This is a genomic window from Pseudomonas acericola (SeqCode), from assembly GCF_053456465.1.
Genome location: NZ_JBRFJB010000001.1, coordinates 381503 through 407429, shown reverse-complemented (window position 1 = coordinate 407429; position 25927 = coordinate 381503). Strand labels below are relative to the sequence as shown.

The 25927-nt window shown below is 59.0% G+C and carries 23 protein-coding genes, 4 tRNA genes and 1 riboswitch; of the genes, 10 read left to right on the top strand and 17 right to left on the bottom strand.

What is annotated here, in order from left to right; all coding sequences use genetic code 11:
- The first annotated feature begins 149 nt into the window (after positions 1 to 149).
- Positions 150 to 3044 carry a ribonucleoside-diphosphate reductase subunit alpha gene (locus ACU688_RS01895; RefSeq protein ID WP_448183455.1) on the top strand — a complete coding sequence of 965 codons (2895 nt, stop codon included), beginning with the start codon at positions 150 to 152 and terminating at the stop codon, positions 3042 to 3044.
- A gap of 375 nt (positions 3045 to 3419) precedes the next feature.
- On the opposite strand, the gene flgE is transcribed toward ACU688_RS01895, so the two are convergent.
- The 6 genes from flgE to ACU688_RS01865 form a co-directional block, all read right to left on the bottom strand.
- Entirely contained in the window at positions 3420 to 4736 is a 1317-nt protein-coding gene (flgE, locus tag ACU688_RS01890) for a flagellar hook protein FlgE (RefSeq protein WP_448183454.1), read from the bottom strand.
- Between the two features lie 31 nt (positions 4737 to 4767).
- Positions 4768 to 5487 (bottom strand): flagellar hook assembly protein FlgD, encoded by a 720-nt coding sequence (gene flgD, locus ACU688_RS01885; protein ID WP_448183453.1) that lies wholly within the window; start codon positions 5485 to 5487, stop codon positions 4768 to 4770.
- Positions 5488 to 5503: 16 nt separating this feature from the next.
- Complete coding sequence (gene flgC, locus ACU688_RS01880) at positions 5504 to 5947, bottom strand: flagellar basal body rod protein FlgC (RefSeq protein ID WP_065873987.1); 444 nt, start codon at positions 5945 to 5947, stop codon at positions 5504 to 5506.
- Between the two features lie 3 nt (positions 5948 to 5950).
- Entirely contained in the window at positions 5951 to 6358 is a 408-nt protein-coding gene (gene flgB / locus ACU688_RS01875) for a flagellar basal body rod protein FlgB (RefSeq protein ID WP_017529461.1), read from the bottom strand.
- A gap of 343 nt (positions 6359 to 6701) precedes the next feature.
- Positions 6702 to 7529 carry a protein-glutamate O-methyltransferase CheR gene (cheR, locus tag ACU688_RS01870; RefSeq protein WP_016979774.1) on the bottom strand — a complete coding sequence of 276 codons (828 nt, stop codon included), beginning with the start codon at positions 7527 to 7529 and terminating at the stop codon, positions 6702 to 6704.
- Between the two features lie 42 nt (positions 7530 to 7571).
- Positions 7572 to 8504 (bottom strand): chemotaxis protein CheV, encoded by a 933-nt coding sequence (locus tag ACU688_RS01865; protein WP_448183452.1) that lies wholly within the window; start codon positions 8502 to 8504, stop codon positions 7572 to 7574.
- Between the two features lie 94 nt (positions 8505 to 8598).
- Here ACU688_RS01865 and flgA point away from each other — a divergent pair, with 94 nt between their 5' ends.
- The 4 genes from flgA (at position 8599) to ACU688_RS01845 (ending at position 11194) form a co-directional block, all read left to right on the top strand.
- A complete protein-coding gene (gene flgA, locus ACU688_RS01860; protein WP_207046569.1) occupies positions 8599 to 9363 on the top strand; it encodes a flagellar basal body P-ring formation chaperone FlgA in 765 nt (254 codons plus the stop codon).
- Between the two features lie 142 nt (positions 9364 to 9505).
- Entirely contained in the window at positions 9506 to 9829 is a 324-nt protein-coding gene (gene flgM, locus ACU688_RS01855) for a flagellar biosynthesis anti-sigma factor FlgM (protein WP_448183451.1), read from the top strand.
- A gap of 48 nt (positions 9830 to 9877) precedes the next feature.
- Positions 9878 to 10348: a flagella synthesis protein FlgN gene (locus ACU688_RS01850; RefSeq protein ID WP_448183450.1), complete on the top strand. Its 471-nt coding sequence runs from the start codon at positions 9878 to 9880 to the stop codon at positions 10346 to 10348.
- 96 nt (positions 10349 to 10444) lie between these two features.
- Positions 10445 to 11194 carry a flagellar brake protein gene (locus ACU688_RS01845; protein WP_448183449.1) on the top strand — a complete coding sequence of 250 codons (750 nt, stop codon included), beginning with the start codon at positions 10445 to 10447 and terminating at the stop codon, positions 11192 to 11194.
- A gap of 60 nt (positions 11195 to 11254) precedes the next feature.
- On the opposite strand, the gene ACU688_RS01840 is transcribed toward ACU688_RS01845, so the two are convergent.
- The gene (locus tag ACU688_RS01840) at positions 11255 to 12640 is read right to left on the bottom strand and encodes an MFS transporter (RefSeq protein ID WP_448183448.1); all 1386 of its coding nucleotides are present in this window, start codon (positions 12638 to 12640) and stop codon (positions 11255 to 11257) included.
- Positions 12641 to 12907: 267 nt separating this feature from the next.
- A tRNA-Arg gene (locus ACU688_RS01835) sits at positions 12908 to 12984 on the bottom strand.
- Positions 12985 to 13309: 325 nt separating this feature from the next.
- Here ACU688_RS01835 and ACU688_RS01830 point away from each other — a divergent pair.
- The 3 genes from ACU688_RS01830 (at position 13310) to ACU688_RS01820 (ending at position 14446) form a co-directional block, all read left to right on the top strand.
- Positions 13310 to 13537 (top strand): hypothetical protein, encoded by a 228-nt coding sequence (locus ACU688_RS01830; protein WP_448183447.1) that lies wholly within the window; start codon positions 13310 to 13312, stop codon positions 13535 to 13537.
- Between the two features lie 10 nt (positions 13538 to 13547).
- The gene (locus ACU688_RS01825) at positions 13548 to 13727 is read left to right on the top strand and encodes a PA3371 family protein (protein ID WP_448183446.1); all 180 of its coding nucleotides are present in this window, start codon (positions 13548 to 13550) and stop codon (positions 13725 to 13727) included.
- A 392-nt stretch (positions 13728 to 14119) separates the two neighbouring features.
- Positions 14120 to 14446: an Arc family DNA-binding protein gene (locus ACU688_RS01820; protein WP_003193592.1), complete on the top strand. Its 327-nt coding sequence runs from the start codon at positions 14120 to 14122 to the stop codon at positions 14444 to 14446.
- Positions 14447 to 14548: 102 nt separating this feature from the next.
- Here ACU688_RS01820 and mgtE read toward each other — a convergent pair whose 3' ends face one another.
- From mgtE to ltaE, 8 genes are all read right to left on the bottom strand, one after another.
- Positions 14549 to 15991 carry a magnesium transporter gene (mgtE, locus tag ACU688_RS01815; RefSeq protein WP_017738211.1) on the bottom strand — a complete coding sequence of 481 codons (1443 nt, stop codon included), beginning with the start codon at positions 15989 to 15991 and terminating at the stop codon, positions 14549 to 14551.
- Positions 15992 to 16340: 349 nt separating this feature from the next.
- Positions 16341 to 16417 (bottom strand) — tRNA-Arg (locus ACU688_RS01810).
- Positions 16418 to 16489: 72 nt separating this feature from the next.
- Positions 16490 to 16566 (bottom strand) — tRNA-Arg (locus ACU688_RS01805).
- Positions 16567 to 16673: 107 nt separating this feature from the next.
- Positions 16674 to 16764: transfer RNA gene (locus ACU688_RS01800), tRNA-Ser, on the bottom strand.
- 62 nt (positions 16765 to 16826) lie between these two features.
- Complete coding sequence (csrA, locus tag ACU688_RS01795) at positions 16827 to 17015, bottom strand: carbon storage regulator CsrA (RefSeq protein ID WP_003175645.1); 189 nt, start codon at positions 17013 to 17015, stop codon at positions 16827 to 16829.
- Between the two features lie 175 nt (positions 17016 to 17190).
- Complete coding sequence (locus ACU688_RS01790) at positions 17191 to 18432, bottom strand: aspartate kinase (RefSeq protein ID WP_124528199.1); 1242 nt, start codon at positions 18430 to 18432, stop codon at positions 17191 to 17193.
- A 97-nt stretch (positions 18433 to 18529) separates the two neighbouring features.
- Positions 18530 to 21148: an alanine--tRNA ligase gene (gene alaS / locus ACU688_RS01785; protein WP_448183445.1), complete on the bottom strand. Its 2619-nt coding sequence runs from the start codon at positions 21146 to 21148 to the stop codon at positions 18530 to 18532.
- A 146-nt stretch (positions 21149 to 21294) separates the two neighbouring features.
- The gene (gene ltaE / locus ACU688_RS01780; protein ID WP_448183444.1) at positions 21295 to 22299 is read right to left on the bottom strand and encodes a low-specificity L-threonine aldolase; all 1005 of its coding nucleotides are present in this window, start codon (positions 22297 to 22299) and stop codon (positions 21295 to 21297) included.
- 190 nt (positions 22300 to 22489) lie between these two features.
- Positions 22490 to 22659: riboswitch (FMN riboswitch) on the top strand.
- An 88-nt stretch (positions 22660 to 22747) separates the two neighbouring features.
- Here ltaE and ACU688_RS01775 point away from each other — a divergent pair.
- Together ACU688_RS01775 and ACU688_RS01770 are read left to right on the top strand one after the other, a co-directional pair.
- Complete coding sequence (locus ACU688_RS01775) at positions 22748 to 23254, top strand: 6,7-dimethyl-8-ribityllumazine synthase (RefSeq protein WP_056861672.1); 507 nt, start codon at positions 22748 to 22750, stop codon at positions 23252 to 23254.
- A gap of 144 nt (positions 23255 to 23398) precedes the next feature.
- Positions 23399 to 24919, top strand: coding sequence for a M91 family zinc metallopeptidase (locus ACU688_RS01770; RefSeq protein WP_448183443.1), 1521 nt, complete (start codon positions 23399 to 23401; stop codon positions 24917 to 24919).
- Here ACU688_RS01770 and astE read toward each other — a convergent pair.
- Positions 24916 to 25920, bottom strand: coding sequence for a succinylglutamate desuccinylase (gene astE / locus ACU688_RS01765; RefSeq protein ID WP_448183442.1), 1005 nt, complete (start codon positions 25918 to 25920; stop codon positions 24916 to 24918). The two genes, ACU688_RS01770 and astE, sit on opposite strands and share 4 nt — an antisense overlap.
- Positions 25921 to 25927: the final 7 nt, after the last annotated feature.

Sequence of the window (25927 nt, the reverse complement as noted above, 5' to 3'; positions counted from 1 at the left end):
CGCAGTAGGGAACCAACCGATTTTTCAGTAGACCAAACCGCTCACGCGGATGGCAGCTGTTTCCCATTCCCCGATATGGAAAACGGTACGGGTGTTGCAGGAAGAGCCTGGCACTCGCAATCAAATATAGAACGTGGAGACAACCCCCCATGCAAACCGACACAACTCGCGAGAACCCGCAAGGCTCCGTGACGCAGGCCGCTGATTCGAACCTGGATCTGTCCGCCACCGCACCTGGCCAACTGCGCGTGATCAAGCGTAACGGCACTGTCGTTCCTTACACCGATGACAAAATCACCGTCGCCATCACCAAAGCGTTTCTTGCAGTTGAAGGCGGCACCGCTGCCGCTTCGTCGCGTATCCACGACACTGTTGCCCGCCTGACCGAACAAGTCACCGCGACCTTCAAGCGTCGCATGCCATCGGGCGGCACCATCCACATCGAAGAAATCCAGGACCAGGTCGAACTGGCCCTGATGCGTGCCGGCGAGCAGAAAGTGGCACGCGACTACGTGATCTACCGTGACGCCCGCTCCAAAGAGCGCGCCGTGCGCACCCCGGCCGAAGAAGCCGCCGTGCAAGCTCACCCGTCCATCCGCATCACCCTGGCCGACGGTACGTTTGCACCGCTGGACCTGGGCCGCCTGAACACCATCATCACCGAGGCCTGCGAAGGCCTGGAAGAAGTCGATGGTGACCTGATCCAGCGCGAAACCCTGAAGAACCTGTACGACGGCGTGGCCCTGACCGACGTCAACACCGCCCTGGTGATGACCGCCCGTACCCTGGTTGAACGTGAGCCGAACTACTCGTTCGTGACCGCGCGCCTGCTGATGGACACCCTGCGTGCCGAAGGCCTGGGTTTCCTCGGCGTTGCCGACAGCGCCACCCACCACGAGATGGCCGACCTGTACGCCAAGGCGCTTCCAGCCTATATCGCGAAAGGTATCGAATTCGAATTGCTGAACCCGATCCTGGCCACCTTTGACCTGGAAAAGCTCGGCAAGGCAATCAACCACGAGCGCGACCAGCAGTTCACGTACCTGGGCCTGCAAACCCTGTACGACCGTTACTTCATCCACAAGGACGGTATCCGCTTCGAACTGCCGCAAGTGTTCTTCATGCGCGTGGCCATGGGCCTGGCGATTGAAGAGAAGCACAAAGAAGACCGCGCCATCGAGTTCTACAACCTGTTGTCGTCCTTCGACTACATGTCGTCCACACCGACACTGTTCAACGCCGGTACCCTGCGTCCACAGCTGTCCAGCTGCTACCTGACCACCGTGCCGGATGACCTGTCGGGCATCTACCACGCGATCCACGACAACGCCATGTTGTCCAAATTCGCTGGCGGCCTGGGCAACGACTGGACCCCGGTGCGCGCACTGGGTTCGTACATCAAGGGCACCAACGGCAAGTCCCAGGGCGTTGTACCGTTCCTGAAAGTCGTCAACGACACCGCCGTAGCGGTCAACCAGGGCGGCAAGCGCAAAGGCGCTGTGTGTGCCTACCTGGAAACCTGGCACATGGACATTGAAGAGTTCATCGAGCTGCGCAAGAACACCGGTGATGATCGTCGTCGTACCCACGACATGAACACCGCCAACTGGATCCCTGACCTGTTCATGAAGCGTGTCTTCGACGACGGCCAGTGGACCCTGTTCTCGCCTTCCGAAGTACCAGACCTGCACGACCTGACCGGCAAGGCCTTCGAAGAGCGCTACGAGTACTACGAAGCCCTGTCCCAGTACCCGGGCAAGATCAAGCTGTTCAAGACCATCCAGGCCAAAGACCTGTGGCGCAAAATGCTGTCCATGCTGTTTGAAACCGGCCACCCATGGCTGACCTTCAAAGACCCGTGCAACCTGCGCAGCCCGCAGCAGCACGTGGGCGTGGTCCACAGCTCGAACCTGTGCACCGAGATCACCTTGAACACCAACAAGGACGAGATCGCCGTTTGCAACCTGGGCTCGATCAACCTGCCGAACCACATCGTCAACGGCAAGCTGGACACCGCCAAGCTGGAACGTACCGTCAACACCGCAGTGCGCATGCTCGATAACGTGATCGACATCAACTACTACTCGGTGCCACAGGCGCAGAACTCCAACTTCAAGCACCGTCCGGTCGGCCTGGGCATCATGGGCTTCCAGGACGCGCTGTACCTGCAGCACATTCCTTATGGTTCGGATGCTGCGGTCGAGTTCGCCGACAAGTCCATGGAAGCGGTCAGCTACTACGCGATCCAGGCTTCCTGCGACCTGGCCGACGAGCGCGGCGCCTACGAGACGTTCCAGGGTTCGCTGTGGTCCAAGGGCATCCTGCCGCTGGATTCGCAACAGATCCTGATCGAAGCCCGTGGCCAGAAGTACATCGACGTTGACCTGAACGAATCCCTGGACTGGGCGCCGGTACGTGCCCGTGTGCAGAAAGGCATTCGTAACTCCAACATCATGGCCATCGCACCGACCGCAACCATCGCCAACATCACTGGCGTATCGCAGTCGATCGAACCGACCTACCAGAACCTGTATGTGAAATCGAACCTGTCGGGCGAATTCACCGTGATCAACCCGTACCTGGTTCGCGACCTCAAGGCTCGCGGCCTGTGGGACTCGGTCATGATCAACGACCTGAAGTACTACGACGGTTCCGTGCAGCAGATCGAGCGCATCCCGCAAGAACTCAAAGAGCTCTACGCGACTGCCTTCGAAGTGGACACCAAGTGGATCGTTGACGCCGCCAGCCGTCGTCAGAAGTGGATCGACCAGGCCCAGTCCCTGAACCTGTACATCGCCGGTGCATCGGGCAAGAAGCTGGACGTGACCTACCGCATGGCTTGGTACCGTGGCCTGAAAACCACTTACTACCTCCGTGCCCTGGCTGCGACCAGCACCGAGAAATCGACCATCAACACCGGTAAGCTGAACGCTGTTTCCAGCGGCAACCACGGTGATGATTCGGTTCTCGCCGCCCCTGCCGGCCCGGCGCCAGTGCCAAAAGCCTGCGCGATTGATGAGCCGGATTGCGAAGCTTGCCAATAAGCTGAGCCGGTGAGCGCCAACAGGCGCTCACCTGAAACCCCCGCCAAGCCCCCTGGGTTTGCCGGGGGTTTTCTTTTATGGGCATGACAAAGACCTCTTCTTGCAATGCAATCACCTGTGGGAGCTGGCTTGCCTGCAATAGCTCTGTCAGTTAATGCATCTCTGGCTGATACACCGCCATCGCGGGCAAGCCCGCTCCCACAGGGGTTTGGCGGTGTACCTGCTTCCTGAGCCTGACACACATCCAACTGTGGGAGCTGGCTTGCCTGCGATGGCGGTGGGTCAGCCACATAGCTATCGCAGGCAAGCCAGCTCCCACACGCCACCCACAAAAAAGCCCCTCATATGAGGGGCTTTTTGTTGAGCGCTACCGCATCAGGTCATCTGGATGATGGTCTGCATGATGGTGCTCTGGGTGGAGATGGTCTTGGCGTTCGCCTGGTAGTTGCTCTGGGCCTTGATCAGGTCCACTAGCTCGTTGGTCAGGTTGACGTTGGAGTTCTCCAGGGAGTTGGCCACGATCGAACCCAGGGTGCCGGCTTGTGGAGCGTCGTAGCCCGGCTGGCCCGATGCGAAGGTCTCTCTCCACGTCGTGCCGCCGGCAGGTTGCAGGCCCTGCTCGTTGTTGAAGCTGGCCAGGGAGATCTGGCCGATGGCCTTGCTCTGCTGGTTGCTGAACGTGGCGAACAGAACGCCGCTGCCGTCGATTTTCAGGCCGGTGATCTGGCCGGTGGCGTAGCCATCGGTGATCGGCGGGTTACGGTAGCTGGCCGAGTTGTACTGGGTGATGTTGGACATGTTGACCGCGATGCCGTCTTTGTTCGCCGTCGCGTTGTTGGCCTTCCACACCCCGCCGGTCACGGTGCCCGGCACCCAGTCCTTGATGGTCAAGGTCGTGCCCGCGACACCAGCCGTCACGATGCTCTTGAGATTACCGGCACCATCGAAGGTCACGGTCGAAGGTACAGGCGCCTTCATGTCCGGATCGGTACCGGTAGGCGGCGTGCCGTCAGGGTTGCGACCATCGATCAAGGTGTAGGACTGCCATACGTTGGCGTCCGTTTTCACCATGTACTGCACCATCGGGTGGGCATTGCCCTGGGAGTCGTACAACGTGGTGCTGTAGGACGTGGTGAAGGTATCGGTCTTGAGCGGATCAAACGGCTTCTTGGACTGATCGATAACCGGCTCCGAGGAGTTCAGGTTACTGGTGGAGTCCACCTTGGTAGACGCCTTTGGCGGCAGGTTCGCCAGGTTCAATTGCAGGTCGACCAGGCCGCCCTTGGCAATCTTGCCATTGTCGTCAGCCGCATAGCCTTGCAGGCGCGAAGTACCGGTGTTGTTGGTGATGTAGCCGTCTTTGTCGGCACGGAAGGCACCGCTACGGGTGTATTCCAGCGAACCGTCGCTGGCCTTCTGTACGAAGAAGCCGCCGCCCTGGATCGCCATGTCCAGGATGCCGCCGCTACCGTTTACGTCACCTTGGGTGAACTGCTGGGACACTGCCGCCAGGTTCACACCGTTGCCGATGCTGTTCTGGCCGGTGCCGAGCTTGGACGCCGCGTAGATGTCCGCGAATTCCGCACGGGACGATTTGAAGCCAGTGGTCGCGACGTTGGCGATGTTGTTGCCGGTCACGTCCAGTTGTTTGTTGGCCGCATAGAGGCCGCTAAGGCCGATGTTAAAAGACATGTTTCTCTCCCTCTGCCGTATTTAGCCGGCTCTATGTACCGATAGTCTGAATTTGCGACAGCTTGACGCTGCCCATGCCGCCTGCAAGGTTCAGCAGCATTTCGCCGCCGGTCTTGCTCAAGGTCACGCTGGTGACCGTTGCTGGCAGCGACGTTGCCAGGGCGACTGCTTCGCCCTTGTCATTCTTGGTGGTGGCGGTAAAGGTGTAAGTGCCAGCAGCGGCGACCTCGCCTTTGTCGTTCTTGCCATCCCAGATAAAGTCGGCCGTGCCGGCGCTCTGTGCGCCCATATCGACGGTGCGTACCACATTGCCGTCTTTGTCGGTGATCTTCACCGAGACGTTGCCCACCGCCGAGGTGACTGCGACGGAACCAGTCATACTCTTGCTCGTATCCACCAGGGCCTTGTCGGTCTGGGTGATGATCGAACGCCCCACCAGCGACGACGCTTGCAACGCTTGCGACGAGCTGAAGTTGCTGGAGATCGCATTCACCGAGTCGTTCAGGGTGTTGATGCCTTCCAGGCTGCTGAATTGCGCCAGCTGGGCCACGAACGCGCCGTTGTCCTGGGGTGACAGCGGGTTCTGGTTCTTCAACTGCGTAACCAGCAGTTGCAGGAACGCATCCTTGCCCAGGGACTGGTTGCCCGTGGCGGCAGTGGCGGTGCTCGCCACATTGTTCGTAGCAGTCTTGACCTTGGAATTGAAAAGGTCCTGGACCGCCGTGTTGGTACTGGTATCAACAATGGCCATTATTTGGCGCCCCTTATCACTGACCCAGGGTCAGGACCTTCTGCATCATGGTTTTGGCGGTGTTCATCATTTCCGCGTTGGTCTGGAACGAACGGCTGGCGGAAATCATGTCGGCCATTTCCTCGACCACGTTGACGTTGGGGTAGTAGACATAACCCTTTTCGTTCGCGGCGGGATGGTTGGGCTCGTAGCGGGCTTCCAGGTTGCTCTGGTCTTCAACCACACCCAGCACCTGCACGCCGGAACCGGCATTGCCCTGGTCCTGGAACAGCGAATCGCTGCCACCGGCCTGGCCGCCCTGGAACATGGTGGCGAACACCGGGTGACGGGCGCGGTAGGTCTGGTCAATGCTCGACGACACGGTCTCGGCGTTGGCGATGTTACTGGCGACGGTGTTCAGACGCGTGGTCTGCGCGCTCATGCCACTACCGGCAATATTGAAAACACTGGACAGGGACATGGCTTACTCTCCACGCAGGGCTGACATCAGCCCTTTGAATTTGCTGTTGAGCAGGGTAAAGCTTGCCTGAAAGTTCACTGAGTTCTCGGCGTAGGCCGATTGCTCCAGCTGGGCGTCGACGGTGTTCTGGTCGATCGACGGCTGCATCGGCGTGCGATACAGCAGCGACTCATCCCCACTGCTCAGGCCTTGCGCTTCGATATGACGGTTGTTGGTCATGTTCAAGGCGAAGGTGCCGTTCTTGGTCTTGTCCTGCTGCGCAGCGAGCACGGCGGAGAAGTCCAGGTCCCGAGCCTTGTAGTTCGGGGTATCGGCGTTGGCAATGTTGTTGGCCAGGACTTCGGCACGCTGGGCGCGAAAGCCCAGGGCTTGTTCGTGGATACCGAGCGCTTTATCGAAGCTGATGCTCATGGCGGAAACCTTTAGGCTGACCTGCTGTTCGTTAACAGGGTTATAGCAAGGTGTGTGCCAGTTTATGCAGAGCCCGTATTTAAAGGGTTTGAGGGCAGGTTGCCGATGGCAATGCCAGAAAAGCGGCAAGCGGTTTCCGCGTAGCGCCAGTAAAGCGGCAATCCGCGTTGCCGCTATCAGGAGGATTGCCGCAAAACAAATGTGGGAGCGGGCTTATGTGGGAGCTGGCTTGCCTGCGATGCGGGCACCTCGGTTTTTCAGTTAGACCGAGGTGATGCTATCGCAGGCAAGCCAGCTCCTACAGAAGCCTGGCTCCCACATTTTTGGTCGAGTGAACCCGGACTTACTTGGCCTGGTAGATGATCCCAGGACTGCACTGCACCATCTGGTAATGATCCGGCAAACCGTTCAGCGCTTCGGAAGCACCGAGGAACAGATAGCCGCCCCGCTTGAGCGTGCCGTGGATGCGCAACAGGATGTCTTTCTTCACTTCGGCCGAGAAGTAGATCAGCACGTTGCGGCAGAACACCATGTCGAACTTGCCCAGGCTGGCGTAGCTGTCGAGCAGGTTGAACGAGCGAAACTCCACGCGGCTCTTGATCGGCGCCTTGACCGCCCAACGCCCTGCCCCTTTCGGGTCAAAGTAACGTTGCAGGCGCTCCTGGGACAAACCCCGGCCCAAGGCCAGGCTGTCGTACTCGCCGGTCTTGCAGTTGGTGAGCATGGTGCCGGACAGGTCGGTGGCAACAATCTGCGCACCGGCCTTCAGTTGGCCCATGTTGGTCCGCTCGAACTCGTCGATGGACATCGAGATCGAATACGGCTCCTGCCCCGAGGAGCAGGCCGCCGACCAGATGCGCAAGCGCTGGCCCGGGCTGGCCTTGATGGCTTCCGGCAGCACTTTGCTCTTGAGCACTTCAAACGGGTAGGTGTCACGAAACCACAGGGTTTCGTTGGTGGTCATGGCATCGACCACCATTTCCTTGAGCCCGCTGCGCGGCTGCCCCTGGATACGTTGAACCAGCTCGCCCAACGACTTGATGCCCTGCTGTTCCATCAGCTTGTTGAGACGGCTGGATACCAGGTACTGCTTGTTTTCACCGAGCAATATGCCACAGGCTTTTTCCAGGAAGACCCGGAACTGTTCGAAATCCAAATTACCCGTAGACAATGATACCGCCTCTTAAATCGTGTGACCGCCAGGGGAAATCCCCTAGCCGTGATCTGCTGCCTTGATCCGGTCAACAACCCGGTTTGCCAGGTCATCCGGGCGGAATTTGGCCAGGAAGTCATCGGCACCGACCTTCTTGACCATCGCCTGGTTGAATACGCCCGACAATGAAGTATGCAGGATGATATGCAATTTTTGCATGCGTGGATCGTTGCGTATCTCGGCCGTGAGGGTGTATCCGTCCATTTCCGGCATCTCGATGTCGGAAATCATCATCAAGAATTCTTCTTCCGGCTTTTTGCCTTCATCGACCAGTTTGCGCAGGTAGTCCAACGCCTGGCGCCCATCATTGAGGGCCACCACGTCTACGCCGACGGTTTGCAGGCAACGGGTCACCTGCTTGCGCGCCACCGAGGAGTCATCCACCGTCAGCACACGCAGCGAAATCGCCTTGTGCGCCGTCTCGGCGTCGACCACACCGACGGAAATCGATTCCGAGGTAGGCGCCACTTCGGCGAGGATCTTCTCCACGTCGATGATTTCCACCAACTGGTTATCCACCCGCGTCACCGCCGTGAGGTAGTGATCGCGGCCGGTGCCCTTGGGCGGCGGATGGATCTCTTCCCAGTTCATGTTGACGATGCGCTCCACCGAGCGCACCAGGAAGCCCTGGGTCTTGGTGTTGTACTCGGTGATGATCACGAAAGGGTTTTCGCGGTCCTGCAAACCTGCCGAGCCGGTAGCCAGGGACAGGTCAAGGATCGGAATGGTCGCGCCACGGATGTTGGCCACGCCACACACCACCGGGCTGGACTTGGGCATGATCGTCAGTTTGGGGCACTGCAACACTTCCCGCACCTTGAACACGTTGATGCCATACAGCTGTTTGCCATCCAGGCGAAAAAGCAACAACTCCAGGCGATTCTGCCCTACCAGCTGTGTGCGCTGGTTTACTGAATCCATTACTCCTGCCATGCCTTGACTCCCACGCTAAAACCTTTGGCCATACCTATAAGGGCAGTGACGCGCACCCAACACTAAACGGCACGAGCTTTGCTATTTATTGGTCATGGATATTAAAACGACAGTTTCCCGACACCTTGACCTGACACGGTATTGCCGCTTGTTTTGCGTACCGCTGGCGCTGCTTGCCTTGGGCTTGGGCACCACGGCCCGCGCGGACAACGTCACCTTGCCTGATCTACTTATCGGCGTCACCCAAGGGTTTCTTGAGTTCACTGTAGAAGATTATCTGGCGACCACCCAGACGCCCGGGCGTTATGAAATCCAGGTCAACCAACTCGACCCGCGCCTGCGCATGCCGATGTGCGACAAGGAATTGACAGCCACCCTGGAAAGTCCCGCCCAGCCGATTGGCCGCGTGACCGTAAAAGTACGCTGCGAGGGCGCTGCGCCGTGGACCGTGTTCGTGCCGGCGCAGGTCAAACTGTTCCGCGATGTGGTGGTGGTGGCACGGCCGCTGAAGCGCACCGGCATAATCGGTTTCGACGATGTTGTGCTGCGTGAGCGTGATATCAGCCTGATCAGCCAGGGCTATCTCACCTCGGTGGATCAGGCGGTCGGGCAAAAATTGACCCGACCAGTGGTCACCGATCAGGTCATTACCCTGGTGCATCTGGAACAGGCCGAGGTTATTCGCAAGGGCGACCAGGTGGTGATTTCCGCCAGCAGCGGGGCCTTGCAGGTAAAAATGCCGGGGGAAGCGCTGTCCAATGGCGGCATGAGTGAACAGATCAGGGTCAAGAACCTCAACTCCAACCGCGTGATCAAGGCACGGGTGACGGCACCCGGCCAGGTCGAGGTGGCTTTATAGAGAACTGGTATCAGGCGCCAGCTTTTCCTACACTGTGTACCAGACGTGTGCGCATGCAGGTTTATTGTCAATCGAGCCTAAAGTTTGTCCGGGTATGGCCGAAAACATGGCAAGCGTCCAAATACCCAGAGGTTTTTTTATCATGGTCATCGATTTCAGTCGTTTAAATAATTCCCAGGCGTTGCCCGGTTCTACGCGCACCAGCAGTGCCAAGGACAGCGCAGAAGCCAAGTCCCAGGCGCTGCCCGCCAAGGCAGAACAGGCCGGCGCGAGCCAAAGCGGGGAATCCGTACACCTGAGCAATGAGGCTCAACAGTTGCAGAAGGTCACTGACTCGCTGCGCGATCAACCGGTTGTCAACAGTGCCCGCGTGGCCGAGTTGAAACAGGCAATCGCCGATGGCAGCTATAAAGTCGACAGCAACCGTGTAGCCAGCAAGCTGCTTAACTTCGAAGCCGAGCGCTAGGCAAAGGCCTGCGCCGGGCTTTTGGACGCTTAAAACCCAAGGCCAGCCATGCACCACGACGAAACCCTGCTTCAACTGATCATTGATGATCTGGCGCCGACGCAACAATTGCTCGAGCTGCTAAAAGAAGAATCCCTGGCCCTCTACGGCCGGGATATGCGCTTGCTGGAAGAAATCCTGGCGCGCAAACAGTCGCTCATCGTGCTCCTCGAACAGCATGGCAAGAAGCGCAGCCAGATCCTGGCCAGCCTCGGCCTGCCCACCGATCACGACGGCCTCAGCCAACTGGCCAGTCATTCCTCCGTCGGCGACGAGTTGCTGGCGCAGAGCCAGGCACTCAATGAGCTGCTCAGCCAATGCCAGGAAGCCAACCTGCTTAACGGTCAGTCGATCCAGCTTCAGCAAGCCACGACCGCCAACCAGTTGCGTATACTCCATGGCGGCGAGCCACCGGCCCTGTATAACGCCCAAGGCTCCACCTCACGCCTGGTCAAGCCAGGCACCCGCAGCCAAGCCTGACGCCGGTTTACAGCGCGCCCTATCCAAGGCGCGCTACATGCTGGCAAAATGCCGGTTCTTGCGTGTAGTCGTATTTTGTCTGGAGATGGAAGAACCGTGTTCAACGCCCTTAATGCGGAAGATACACCGCAGCCACCCAAGGTACTCACTACACCTCTGGAAATTGTCGGCACCCTGCGGATGCTGCAAGAAAGCCACGACCCGCTGATCATTACCTTCCACGAACGCAGCCAACGCTTCCAAAGCTACCTGGTGGACGTCGACCGGGACAGCAAGACCCTGGCACTGGACGAAATGATCCCGCGCGATGGCGAGCGCTTCCTGGAAAGCGGCGAACCGTTTCGTATCGAAGGCTTCCACGAAGGCGTGCGCGTCGCGTGGGAAAGCAACGGCACCTACACCGTCAGCGAAAAAGACGGCCACCGTATCTACACCGGCAGCATGCCGGACGAGGTGGTCTACCATCAGCGCCGCAATGCCTTCCGCGCCGCGCTGAAGCTGGCGCAACTGGTGAACATCGAGCTGGGCGGCGAGAAACTCAAGGCGCCGGTCAGCGGTAAGCTGCTGGACATCTCCGCCACCGGCTGCAAATTGCGCTTTGAAGGCGACATCTCCGAGCGCTTGCAACTGGGCCAGGTCTACGATCGCTTTATCGCCGCCCTGCCCTTCGGCAGCATGACCACCTCCGTCGAACTGCGTTACCTGCACTTCGAAGAAAAGATCAACACCACCTTTGCCGGCGTACGCTTCCACAACATGAGTGGGTTGGTGCAACGCCAGGTCGAACGCTTTGTGTACCAGCTGCAACGCGAAGCACGGCGCTTTGACAAAGACGACGACTTTTAAGCCTTAAAGCACGCCGCAAAAAAACGGGTAGATCCTCATGGGATCTGCCCGTTTTTGCATTCAGGGACGCGCCCTGCTCAAGTCATGGGGGTGTTCTTCAGGGCCCAGAGGCTCCGGTGGGCCTTCGAATGCAGGCTCATCTACTGGCGGCTGCTCGGTTTCAGGTACGGGCTCTTCCGGCACAGCGGTTTGCATCTGCTCCTGCACCACCTGCTCGTCTACCCGCGGGTCCAGCGCAGCCACCAGCGGCGAGCTGGACATGCTGTCAGGCATCGCCACGTGATGCAGCGGCGCATCATCCACCTGATGCAGGTTGGTCACCGCCTTCGGCCGTATGCGCCACACCAGGATCAGCGCACACAAGCTGAAGAACGCGTACAGCATCTGACTGCCGAAGAGCTTCATCACCACGCCGGCCAACAGCGGCCCGATACTGGCACCGACACCGTAGGTCACCAACAGCATAGCGGTCAGCGACACGCGGCGGTCACCCTCAACATGGTCGTTGGAAAAGGCCACGGCCAACGGGTAAAGACAGAACTGCACCAGTGAACACAGGAAGCCCGCCACGAACAGCACCTCCAGCGGCACCTGCGTCATGATCGCCAACGGCAACGCGGCGACCGCCAGGCACAAGGCAAAACAGCGAATCAACAAGGCCCGGTCATAACGGTCGGACAACCAGCCCAGCGGCCACTGCACCAGCAGGCCGGCAAAAATGCAGGAACCCATGAACAGACCGACCTGCTCCGTCGTCAGCCCTTGCTGGGAGGCGTAAAGCGGCGCCAGACCGTAGAACGAACCAACGATCAACCCCGCACCCAGCACCGTACTCAGCGACTGCGGCACCCGCTTGATAAAGAAGCGCGGCTCCATCGGCGCAGGATGCAGCGGCGCCGGGTGAATCCGCCGGGTCATGGCCACCGGCACCAGGCACAGGGCAAAGCACAGCGCGACCAGCATCAGCAATTCCAGACCGAGCTGGGGATGCATCACCAGGATCAACTGCCCCAGCACCAGCCCCAGGTAGGAAGCGATCATGTAGCCGCTGAACACCACGCCGCGCTGCTTGGCGTCGGCCTGCTCATTGAGCCAGCTCTCGATGACCATGTATTGGCACATCATCCCCAAGCCGACGATGATCCGCAGCACAATCCAGGCCGGCAGCCAGTCGATCAGGCCGTGCCCCAACACCGCCGCACCGACGATCCCGGCACAGGTGGCATACGCACGAATATGCCCGACCCGGGCGATCAGGCGGTGCCCGATCTTGCCACCCAGCACCAGGCCAAAATAGTTGGCCGCCATCAGCGCACCGACCCACAGGCTGTCCACATGGTCGGCCGCCAGGCGCAAGGCCAGGTAGGTACTGAGCAGGCCGGAGCCGATCAGCATCATCAAGGAGGCGAAATAAAGGGCTCGAAAAGATTTCCAGATCTGGCGCATCGGCGTTCCGAGCGGCTCCTTGCAGTGAGGGACAGGGCTATCGGCATGATAGTCCTGGGTGACGGACCCGGACAGGCGGCAAATGCTGTTTCCGGGGATTATTTTGCTTAACCGTCAGACGTTGCCCGGCTGCCTGTCAGATACACAGATAGCGATAAATAAGCCGGGCACCTGCTGTGAACCCAGAACCGCGGCAAGGTTCGGCGCGTCTTTGACGAACGCCCACAAAAAAGCCCCGCCAGAGTGATCTGTGCGGGGCTTTGGATCTGGTGTCCCAGGGCCGGTTCGAACGGCCAACCTTCCCCTTAGGAGGGGGATGCTCTATCCAATTGAGCTACTGGGACAAATCGCCGTCGCTGCGCCAGGGGCAGTGCGACGGACGGCGTGCATGTTAACGGCCGAGGTGGGTTTTGTCATGTCGTCCGTAGGCTTTTTGAGTGTAGGCCGCTGCCTGCCTGGGCGACTACAGCCTGCCCCAGCAAATCCAGGCACTTGGCGCCATCGTGCAAAATGCACTCTCCCAAAATGCCATCATTGCAAATTGCAATAAAACAGACCTGCAAATAACATCTAAACCACTGATTTAATTGAAATAAAACGTTGGCACGGGTTCTGCAATACCTCTCCTACAACACCCATTTGGCAACGCCAGCCACGGAGAACATGATCATGAACAGCGCGCTTCTGTTAGCTCTCAATACCGTGGCCCTGGCCGCATTGGTGATGTTCCACTTCCAATCGAGCAACAGCGAAGACACCGCGCAGTTGCACCAGCCCGTGCCGCATCACTTGCAACAGCGCCCGCAATTGGCCGTGATGACCGCCAAGCCACAATCCGACATCCATCTGACACAGGGCACTCAAGCAGCGCCCTCCTCCGAACATTGGGTTTTCTGAGGGCGTACCCATGAGCAAGCCTGCCTGGATGTTCCTTTGCTTGACCTTGGCTGCTGCCATTCTGGGACTCAACGTCAACGCCCAAGATGAGCAAACCACATCCTTTATAGCCAGCGGCGTGTTTGCCAGCCTTCTCTTGCTGACCCTCATCGTCGGCCGGCGGATCAAATTCGACCCCGTATTGCGCTGAGCCGCCCCCTTCCCATCGCCTACCTTATGTCGCCTCGCGCTAGTAAATCGGCAGATTGCCACTAGTCTTAAAATTAAGGGCAAAAGGCCACATTGCTATAGGATGTGCGCCCTTCAACCCTTTTGCGGCCGGGGTATAAGCGAAAATTGCTGGATGAGGTTTTTCGTCGAAAAGTTTTCCAACCAGTCCGCAAAAAAGCAAATCAGTGCTGGCATTAAGCCTGTAGGCAGTTCAATATTTGTCACAGAATTGACGCCAAGGAACTGGCAAATCTGAGGCATGATGCGGCCTCTTTGCAATTCAGGTTGAACTTTGGTCGTGAGCCTTGTCTTAACTCTCATCGCTTGCGGCCAATTCCAAAAACCGCTCCCCTGAACTAACCGGTTAAATATATGCGCCCATTGAAACAGGCAATTTATTCCAGCCGTACGGCTGACAAGTTCGTCGTACGTCTGCCAGACGGAATGCGGGAACGCATTGCCGAGGTGGCTCGCAATCATCACCGCAGCATGAACTCCGAAATCATCGCGCGCCTGGAGCAAAGCCTTATTCAGGAAGGTGCGTTGGGCGAAGAGTTGAGCATGCGCCTGGACAGCCCCGAGCTGTCGCTGCACGAACGCGAACTGCTGCAGCGTTTTCGTCAGCTCTCCCACCGCCAGCAAAATGCTCTCGTCTCGCTTATCGCGCACGACGTCGAGGCGGCCGCAGAAGCCAATTGATAGACAACTGAAAGCCGAAGCCAGCTAAGTGCTGGCTTTTTTTTGCATGGAATTTGTAAAGGGAATGCAACAAGGGGGCAGAGTTGCCCCCTCAGGATAGGATCAGAGCAGGAAGATTGTTGCCAGACCCAGGAAGATGAAGAAACCACCACTGTCGGTCATTGCAGTAATCATCACACTGGCACCCATGGCAGGATCGCGCCCAAGGCGCGCCAGGGTCATGGGGATCAACACCCCCATCAGCGCCGCCAACAGCAGGTTGAGCGTCATGGCAGCCGTCATCACGACGCCAAGCGACCAACTGCCGTACAGCAAGTAAGCCACCACACCGATCACCCCACCCCACACCAGGCCGTTGATCAGGCCCACTGCCAGCTCCTTACGCAGCAAGCGCGATGAGTTGGCAGTACTCACCTGGTCCAGCGCCATGGCGCGCACGATCATGGTGATCGTCTGGTTACCCGAGTTGCCGCCGATCCCGGCCACAATCGGCATCAGTGCCGCGAGCGCCACCAGCTTCTCGATTGAGCCTTCGAACAGCCCAATAACCCGCGACGCAATGAAGGCCGTGATCAGGTTGACGGCCAACCAGGCCCAACGGTTTTGCAGTGAGCGCCAGACCGAGGCAAAGATATCTTCCTCTTCACGCAGACCCGCCATGTTGAGGACTTCAGTCTCACTTTCTTCACGAATCAAGTCGACCATTTCATCGATGGTCAAACGGCCAATCAACTTGCCGTTCTTGTCGACCACCGGGGCTGAGATCAAGTCATAACGCTCAAACGCCTGCGCAGCTTCGTAGGCATCTTCGTCCGGGTGAAAACTCACCGTATCGCTGGCCATCAGATCCGCGACTTTCTTGTCCGGGTCATTGACCAGCAAACGCTTGATCGGCAGCACACCCTTGAGGATGCCTTCGTAATCCACCACGAACAGCTTGTCGGTGTGACCTGGCAGCTCTTTGAGGCGACGCAGGTAACGCAATACCACTTCCAGGCTGACGTCTTCGCGGATAGTGACCATCTCGAAGTCCATCAGGGCGCCGACCTGATCCTCGTCATAGGACAGCGCGGAGCGTACTCGCTCACGCTGCTGGCCATCGAGGGCCTCCATCAGCTCATGCACGACATCACGCGGCAGCTCAGGGGCCAGGTCAGCGAGTTCGTCGGCATCCATCTCCTTGGCTGCAGCCAGGAGCTCGTGATCGTCCATGTCGGCGATCAGGGTTTCACGTACCGAGTCGGATACTTCGAGGAGGATGTCGCCGTCGCGGTCAGCCTTGACCAACTGCCAGAGGGTCAGTCGATCATCAAGCGGCAAGGCTTCGAGAATGTAGGCGACGTCGGCGGAGTGCAGATCATCGAGTTTGCGTTGCAGCTCGACGAGGTTTTGCCGGTGAACCAGGTTTTCGACGCGGTCGTGGTTCGGACCTTCCTGGCGATGCGTGAGGTCTTCGACCACGCGCTGGCGCTGCAGCAGCTCGATGACTTGAGCCAGGCGATCCTGCAGGCTTTCTTGTGTTTTCTTTACTTCTACTTCGGTCATAGGCGAACTCCACTCCCAGCAGCGGGGCACGCCGGAAGGATCAATCAGTCAATTCATGATTGGTAAAACGGGGTACTGAGTAACTACTGGGTAAGTCCATGGAGGTATTCCACAAGCCCCGGCGGGGCTGACGGGCGCAATGATACACCGCCCGACCGCTTTAAACGTTAAAAAACTGGAAAGAACAAGCGCTTGCGAGCAAAAGCTGAGCAACGGCTGGATCTATGAACTGCGACGACGCAGCCCGAAAGGAAAACACATGACATAGGAGAAAAGATAAAGCCTGGGATAAATCCTACTCAAACCCCAGACGGCAAAAAGCCCGCACTAGGCGGGCTTTTTGTTTGTATGGTGCACTCGACAGGATTCGAACCTGTGACCGCTCGGTTCGTAGCCGAGTACTCTATCCAGCTGAGCTACGAGTGCAGATTGTGTTTTTAGACCAGATCACAACTGGTTGGAGCAAAGTCACCTGCATTGCTGCAACTGACTCTTAAATGGTGCACTCGACAGGATTCGAACCTGTGACCGCTCGGTTCGTAGCCGAGTACTCTATCCAGCTGAGCTACGAGTGCATTTGTTGCCGCGCATTATAGGCCGTTCAATCTCTATGTAAAGCTATTTTTTCGTTTATTTTCAACAACTTACGAAAAAACCAGATTGCAACGTACTAAGCAAATAATGGCGGAGAACGGGGGATTCGAACCCCCGACACCCTTTTGAGGTGTACTCCCTTAGCAGGGGAGCGCCTTCGGCCACTCGGCCAGCTCTCCGCAACACGGGGCGTATATTAACCACGTTCTTCCCCGTTTGCAAACATAAAAAACGATAAAAATTAAAGGCTTGGTTCTTCGTCCTTCTCTTTCTTGATCCGCAGGTAGATTTCCTCGCGGTGGACCGCTACCTCTTTCGGAGCGTTAACCCCAATACGCACTTGATTGCCTTTGACGCCGAGCACGGTCACGGTGATTTCGCCATCACCGATAATCAGGCTTTCTGCGCAACGACGAGTCAGAATCAGCATACCTTTCTCCTCACGCATTTCAGTTCAGGAACAACAGTCTGCAAAAAAAAGGCGTTCGACCTACAACCTGATGGCCATAGCCCTACCCGCCTAAGTATTGTCGAGCCCACGCAAAAGAACATGCGCCCTACAAAAAAAGGAAAGGCGCGGTAAACCGCGCCTTCCTGGCCTTACATCACTCGCCCTGTCGGGCCGGAGCATCCAGCTCGAACGCGGTATGCAGCGCGCGTACAGCCAACTCCAGGTACTTCTCTTCGATCACCACCGAGACCTTGATCTCCGATGTGGAGATCATCTGGATGTTGATGCTCTCCTTCGCCAGGGCGCCGAACATGCGGCTGGCAACGCCGGCATGGGAACGCATGCCCACGCCCACGATCGACACCTTGGCGATCTTGGTATCGCCAACCACTTCACGCGCGCCAATCTCGCTGGCGGTGTTCTCCAGGATCTTCAGCGCCGCATCGTACTCGTTGCGGTGCACGGTGAAGGTGAAATCGGTGGTGTTATCGTGGGAAACGTTCTGCACGATCATGTCGACTTCAACATTCGCGTCGCTGATCGGGCCCAGAATCTTGAAAGCCACGCCCGGGGTGTCTGGCACGCCACGGATAGTCAGCTTGGCTTCATCACGGTTGAAAGCGATACCGGAAATGATCGGCTGTTCCATGGATTCCTCTTCATCAATAGTAATGAGGGTGCCCGGACCCTCTTTGAAGCTGTGCAATACGCGCAGCGGAACGTTGTACTTGCCGGCGAACTCCACCGCGCGGATCTGCAACACCTTGGAACCGAGGCTGGCCATTTCCAGCATCTCTTCAAAGGTGATCTTATCCAGGCGCTGGGCCACGGACACCACACGCGGGTCAGTGGTATAGACGCCGTCCACATCGGTGTAGATCTGGCATTCATCGGCCTTGAGAGCCGCTGCCAGCGCCACGCCGGTGGTGTCCGAACCGCCACGCCCGAGGGTGGTGATGTTGCCGTGCTCGTCAACACCCTGGAAGCCCGCTACAACTACCACGCGCCCTGCTTTCAGATCAGTACGAATTTTCTGATCGTCGATCTGCAGGATGCGCGCCTTGGTATGTGCGCTGTCCGTAAGGATGCGTACCTGGCTGCCAGTGTAGGACACCGCCGGCACACCGCGCTTGTTCAGCGCCATGGCCAGCAAGGCGATGGTCACCTGCTCACCGGTGGACACGATCACATCCAGCTCACGCGGCAGCGGCGGTTGATCACCGCTGATAGCCTTGGCCAGGTCGATCAGGCGATTGGTCTCGCCGCTCATGGCCGACAGCACCACCACCAGGTCGTCGCCGGCATCACGGAATTTCTTAACCTTGTCGGCCACCTGCTCGATTCGTTCGACGGAGCCGACCGAGGTGCCTCCAAATTTCTGTACGATCAAAGCCATTTCTAAGCCGCCTCAGCCCGTAAAGGGGCGCCCAATAAACCAATCTTCCAGCACCTGCGCGCGCCCATGACTAGACCATGGGCGCGCCACCAGTGCCTTAAATACCCGCTTCGACAAACGGCACGGTCAGGGCCAGGGCCGCGTCCAGGGCACCGGCGTCTACACCACCGCCTTGTGCCATGTCTGGACGACCACCGCCCTTCCCGCCCACTGCCGCAGCGGCTTGCTTCATCAAATCACCGGCCTTGAGTTGGCCAGTCAGGTCCTTGGTTACACCGGCAACCAGAACGACCTTATCCTCATGGACACCGCCGAGCAGGATCACTGCGCGGCCGAGCTTGTTCTTCAACTGATCGACCAAGGCCAACAGCGCCTTGCCGTCCTGGCCGTCCAGACGCGTCGCCAGGACTTTCACACCCTTGACGTCCAGGGCCGTGGCCGACAGATCGTCGCCCGCCGCGCTGGCTGCCTTGGCTTGCAACTGCTCCAGCTGTTTCTCCAGGGCGCGATTGCGCTCCAGCACAGCGGACAGTTTGTCGATCAGGTTGTCGCGGCTGCCCTTGACCAGGCTGGCCGCTTCCTTGAGTTGTTCTTCGGCGGCATTCAGGTAGGCCAGGGCCGCAGCGCCGGTCACTGCCTCAATACGGCGTACACCGGACGCCACGCCGCCTTCGCTGATGATTTTCATCAGGGCGATGTCACCGGTACGGTTGGCGTGAATACCGCCACACAGCTCCACCGAGAAATCGCCGCCCATGCTCAGTACGCGCACGCTGTCGCCATACTTCTCGCCGAACAGCGCCATGGCGCCCTTGGCCTTGGCGGTCTCGATGTCGGTTTCTTCGGTTTGCACCGGGGTGTTCTTGCGGATCTCGGCGTTGACGATGTCTTCCAGCGCCTTGATCTGCTCAGGCTTGATCGCTTCGAAGTGGCTGAAGTCGAAACGCAGGCGCTGGCTATCCACCAACGAGCCTTTCTGCTGGACGTGATCGCCCAGGACCTGGCGCAATGCCGCGTGCAGCAAATGCGTGGCCGAGTGGTTCAGTGCAGTGGCGTGGCGTACATCGGCATCGACCTGGGTATCGACCGGCGCACCGATCGTCAGGTTGCCCAGCACCATCACACCGTGATGCAGGAACGCACCGCCGGTCTTGGTGGTGTCGCGCACGTCAAAACGGCCCGACGTCGAACTCAGGAAGCCACAGTCACCGACCTGGCCACCGGATTCGGCGTAGAACGGCGTCTGGTCCAGGACCACCACCGCTTCTTCGCCTTCGTTCAACACATCGACCGACTTGCCGTCTTTATAAATGGCGACGATCTTGGCCGAACCCACGGTGGCGCTGTAGCCGGTGAACTCGGTCGGCACATCAACCTTGACCAGGGTGTTGTAGTCCAGGCCAAAAGAGCTGGCGGAACGCGCACGCACACGCTGGGCTTCCATCTCACGCTCAAAACCGGCTTCGTCGATGGTCAGCTCGCGCTCACGGGCGATGTCGGCGGTCAGGTCCATCGGGAAGCCGTAGGTGTCGTACAACTTGAACACTACGTCGCCCGGGACCACGGTGCCTTTGAGGCCGGCCAGGTCCTGTTCGAGAATTTTCAGGCCGTGGTCCAGGGTCTTGGAGAACTGCTCCTCCTCCGCCTTGAGCACGCGCTCGATGTTGCCTTGCTGCTGCTTGAGCTCCGGGAAAGCTTCGCCCATCTCGGCAACCAGTGCCGCGACGATCTTGTAGAAGAAGCTGCCGGTGGCGCCCAGCTTGTTACCGTGGCGGCAGGCGCGACGGATGATGCGGCGCAGCACATAACCACGGCCTTCGTTCGACGGCAGCACGCCATCGGCGATCAGGAAGCCGCAGGAACGGATGTGGTCGGACACTACCTTGAGCGAAGACTGGCTTTCATTGGCGCAGCCAATGGCCGCTGCCGAGGCGCTCAGCAGGTTTGTGAACAGATCGATTTCATAGTTGGAGTGCACGTGCTGCATCACCGCACTGATCCGCTCCAGGCCCATGCCGGTGTCTACCGACGGCGCTGGCAACGGATGCAACACGCCATCGGCGGTGCGGTTGAACTGCATGAACACGTTGTTCCAGATCTCGATGTAGCGGTCGCCGTCTTCTTCCGGCGAACCCGGCGGGCCACCCCAGATGTCGGCGCCGTGGTCGTAGAAGATCTCGGTGCAAGGGCCGCACGGGCCGGTATCGCCCATGGTCCAGAAGTTGTCGGAAGCGTACGGCGCGCCTTTGTTGTCGCCGATACGGATCATGCGCTCTTGCGGCACGCCGATTTGTTGGGTCCAGATGTCATACGCTTCGTCGTCCGTGGCATACACGGTGACCCAGAGTTTTTCCTTCGGCAGCTTCAGCACGCCAGTCAGGAAGGTCCAGGCGAAGGTGATCGCATCTTTCTTGAAATAGTCGCCAAAGCTGAAGTTGCCCAGCATTTCGAAGAAGGTGTGGTGACGCGCGGTGTAACCGACGTTTTCCAGGTCACTGTTCTTGCCGCCGGCGCGTACGCACTTCTGGCTGCTGGTGGCGCGGGTGTAGGCGCGCTTTTCCTGGCCCAGGAAGCAGTCCTTGAACTGGTTCATCCCCGCGTTGGTGAACAGCAGGGTTGGGTCATTGCCTGGGATCAAAGAGCTGGAGGCTACACGGGTGTGGCCTTGCTCTTCGAAGAAGCGAAGGAAGGCTTCACGGATTTCTGCGCTTTTCATTAGGTTCTTCCACGGAGGCTGCGGCCAAAGGCCAGTGCGCAACATCATCAGACGGAGCGACGGCAAAGGGCCGCATTATATCGGCCCTTTGCCGGTGGTACAGCGTGTTTATACGATTGAAACGTTCAATTAGACGGTGTGCAGGCTCATTTGCGCGAAAATTCGACGAATGTCGCCAGCACCTGTTCGATCTGCGCGCGGCTCACATCCAAATGGGTGACCATGCGCAGGCGCGGTGCGGCGCTCAACTTGATCCCGCGCTCGGCGGCAAACGCCTTGAGCGCCTGGGCCTGGTCGCCGATCTGTACGTAGACCATATTGGTCTGCACCGGCTCCACCGTGTAGCCGGCCTTGCGCAGCTCATCCCCCAGCCATTGCGCGTTGGCATGGTCGTCGGCCAAGCGCTGCACCTGGTGATCCAGCGCGTACAGCCCCGCCGCCGCCAGCGAGCCGGCCTGGCGCATGCCGCCGCCGACCATCTTGCGCAAACGCCGCGCCTTGGCGATCAACACCTGCGAGCCGCACAGCACCGAGCCAATCGGCGCGCCCAGACCTTTGGACAGGCACACCGAGACCGAATCGAAATACCCGGCGATCTCCCGCGCATCCACCCCCAGCTTGACCGCCGCGTTGTAGATCCGCGCGCCATCCAAGTGCAGCGCCAGGCCATGCTCACGGGTAAACGCGCGCGCCTTGGCCAGGTATGCCAGCGGCAGCACCTTGCCTTGCATGGTGTTTTCCAACGCCAGCAAGCGCGTGCGGGCGAAGTGGAAATCGTCAGGCTTGATCGCCTCCAACACCTGGTCCAGGTCGAGGGAGCCATCCGCCTGCACCTCAAGCGGTTGCGGCTGGATCGAACCGAGCACCGCCGCGCCACCACCTTCGTATTTGTAGGTATGGGCTTGCTGGCCGACGATGTATTCCTCGCCGCGCTCACAGTGCGCCATCAGCGCCAGCAGGTTGCTCATGGTGCCGGTGGGCACGAACAACGCAGCCTCGAAGCCCAGGCGCTTGGCCATTTCGGCTTCCAGAAGGTTGACGCTGGGGTCTTCGCCATACACGTCGTCGCCGCTGGCGGCGTTGGCCATGGCGTCTCGCATGCCGGGAGTGGGTTGGGTCACGGTGTCGCTGCGCAGGTCGATCACAGACATGAAACAGGCCTCTTACGGAGTGGATAAGTCCTTTTGAAGGTCATTACTGCGGGCAACGCCACGGAATATCAAGCCCCGGGCATATTCAATCGAATACCAACCAAACAAACCGATATAGCCTATCGATACGGCAGCCGTGCAGTTTTTGAAAAACCATGATAAAAACTCTCCGCCGCCAGGGTTCTGGTGGCAACGTTCTCAGGGCGGGGTGCAATTCCCCACCGGCGGTAATTACACGCAATGTGTATAGCCCGCGAGCGCTTGGCGCCTCGAACTGCTCACGCGGGGCGGCGCCAAGGTCAGCAGACCCGGTGTGATCCCGGGGCCGACGGTCATAGTCCGGATGAAGAGAGAACGGGATTGGCACCTAAGGGCCGCTCGTCTTGCGTACCCTTAAATCCCATTCGATTCATATCGCCCTGTTTTTTTCTTAAACAGGAGTCAGAACATGCAACCCACCGCAATCGACAGCAAAAGCAAAAACCATCACGGCGAGCGCGTCGCATTTATCCAGGCCTGCTGGCACAAGGATATTGTCGACCAATCGCGCAAAGGCTTCCTCGCCGAAATGATCGCCCAGGGCTACCAGGAATCGGACATCGATTTCTTCGAAGTCGGCGGCGCCTTTGAAATGCCCCTGCACGCCAAGCTGCTGGCCAAGACCGGCCGCTACGCCGGTATCGTCGCCGCCGCGCTGGTGGTGGACGGTGGCATCTACCGTCACGAGTTCGTCGCCCAATCGGTGGTCAGCGGCCTGATGCAAGTGCAGCTGGAAACCGAAGTGCCGGTGTTCTCGGTATCGCTGACGCCGCATCACTTCCATGCAGGCAGTGAGCACCACACCTTCTTCTACGAGCACTTCGTGCACAAGGGCCAGGAAGCTGCACGTACCTGCGCCGACACCCTGCACAAAGTCCGCGCCATTCGTCGCAGCGAGCAGAAGCTGGCCGTCTAAATCCAGGCCTGCGCAAACGCCCCGCTCACGTCAGTGACCGGGGCGTTTTCATTCAAACATCTACCACCGCCCCTCCGAGCAGATACGGTCTAGTGAGCCACCGGCTGATCCCCAGCCCTCCACTCATCAGAGACCTGTCACACCATGACCCGCCCCCTCTTTGTGCCTGACACCCCCAGCGCGACCTACGCCATACATGGCGGCTGCCTATCTCTCAACGACTTGGGACTGAACCCCATCCTGCCGTTATCCTCCGAGGATACGATCTACCTGGACAGCCACCTGAACGTGGCACGCATTAGGTTGCGTACGATGAACCACAAGCCCCCTATGGATGACCTGCTGCGCTTCACCTTCAAGACCGAGCAAAACACCCTCTGGCTCACGGCCGTGCAGGACCATCTGCATTTGTACGTAGCGAAGGTGCTTTACCGGATAAAGCCCTCATCCCAAAAGCAGGTCATTGTTCTCAATACCCGTGAGGGTGCTGACTCGGTGTACATCGATGATGGGATAGAAAACCCCGTCGTCATCAGATCCGGTCCTGGCGATGACTACCTGTGCGTCGGCGGCCGGCACACCACGCTGCTGACCGGCGAAGGCGACGACAACGTGAGGATCACTTCGGGCATCTGCAACCTGGACACCGGCAGCGGTGATGACAGCATCCAAATTTCCAGCGCTGAAACCACGCGGGTATACGCTGGCGAAGGCGATGACCGTGTTCAGGCAGGCAGCGGACTGAGCTTTGTCGACGGCGGCCCCGGCCAAGACACCATCACCGGCGGCAGCGGGCATAACATTCTCAGTGGTGGCGACGGTAACGACGTCATCACGGCCGGCACCGGCACCCACGCGATCTACCCGGGCCGAGGTCATGACCGTGTCTGCGGGCTGAAACCGATCGACACGGTCTACAGCCAGGCCGATACCACCCTGGTCGCCATCACCAACGCTCAACGCCGTAAGTGGATGCTGGAAAAGCTCAACACCCTGCCTTTACCGTCCGTGGATCAGATTATGGCGGTGCTGATGCCAGACGACCCCAACGCCATTCATCACATACCGGTCGCGGCGAGCGATGCGGGCAAAGTCGGGGTACTTATCGAGGGCTCGCCGGAGTTCATCGCGCGGGTCGAGGCAGACCTTGCAATATTTCGCCTTTCACCCAACGGCCAAAAACTGCTGCAGGCGTTGGATAAAGCAGCGCAATTGGGCGGCAAAGCCGTGCGGATTGAGTACTTTGAAATGGCGAACGCGTCATTCAGCCTCTCTTCCACCACCGATCAGCCGATCATCCGCGATGGCCAACCAGGCACACCAGACTACGGCGGGCTAGTGAAATACAACCCAAACTTCAGCCCATCGGGCCTGCTGCCGATCATTGGCCTGTATCACGAGTTATGCCACGCCTATAACGCCGTCACCGGCACGGCGGTTTCAGGGAAAACAGCGGAAGCATATGGCGATCAAACCGTACAGACGCCCAATATAGAGCGACAGGCCGTGGGCTTGCCGATCGCAATGGAGCCGTTTGACTTCGACTTGGACCCCACTACACCGCCGACGCAAACCAACCCGCAAGCCTTCACCGAAAATGGCATCCGCAAAGAGTTCGGACTGCCGTTGCGCACCTCCTATGCATCGAAGGACATTGGCAACTAAGCCAACGCTTCACCCAGGCTAGGTACGATCAAAATCCCCGCCCGCAGGCCATTCTTGACCTTCGGGTTGGGGAAGATAATGCGTGCTCCCTCCTCCTCAATCACCCAACGCGTCTTGGCCACGTCTTCGGCCAGCAAAAAGCCCTTGGCCAACGGTGAGAAATTTTCCACATCGGCCGGCAGGTGCAACAGGAAGGCGTCACTGTGCTTGATCACTTCACGGGACACCGCAAACAGTAGCAAGCCATCGAGACTGTCGGTGGCCGGCTCGATGCCTTCGATAATCTGCTTGAGGCGCGTCTCCAGGCGTGACACATCCACACCCTGGTTTTGCCCGAACGGCCGCGCCTTGCCCAACTCAAGGGTGAAGGCCTCGGCGTCCAGTTGCTCGTAGGTAAAGGCGGTGAAGGTAATGGAGGTCTTGTTTTGCAGCAGCACCGCTTGCATGCCGGCACCGTTCAGGCGCGCCAGCTCGCGTCGCGAATGCTGGCGCCCGTCCTTCCACGGGTACAGCGCAAACTGCTCGATCTTCGAGCCGCGAATCGCGGTATGCAGGTCGTAATGCAGGCGCCAGCGGTCAGGCAAGCTGAAAAAGCTGCGGGCCAGTTGCTCAAGCTCGGCGGCGCGCATGGCCTCCGGGCCGATGTTTTGTTCGTGACGGCCGTTGAACAGCCGGTTGACGTCCAGTTCGAGGTAACGCTCGCCGCGACGCATGGCCTCGGGGTTGCCGAACAGGAACAGAATACGGTTGCGGGGCTTGATCTCCCCACGGGCGATGCCATGCAACAGGCGGTCGAGCAGTTCGATCGGCGCCGTTTCGTTGCCATGGATGCCGGACGACAGCAGCAGGTCGCCGCCGTTGTCCTTGCCCTGCGGCGGGCGCACTTCAAGCGCGCCCTCGCTGAGCCAGCGCATCTGCACGCCGTCGACAGTCAGTTGAATTTTTTGCGCCGGTTCACGACCGGCGAGGGTCAGTTCAAGCAGTTTGCCGAGGGCGAGCATAAGCAAC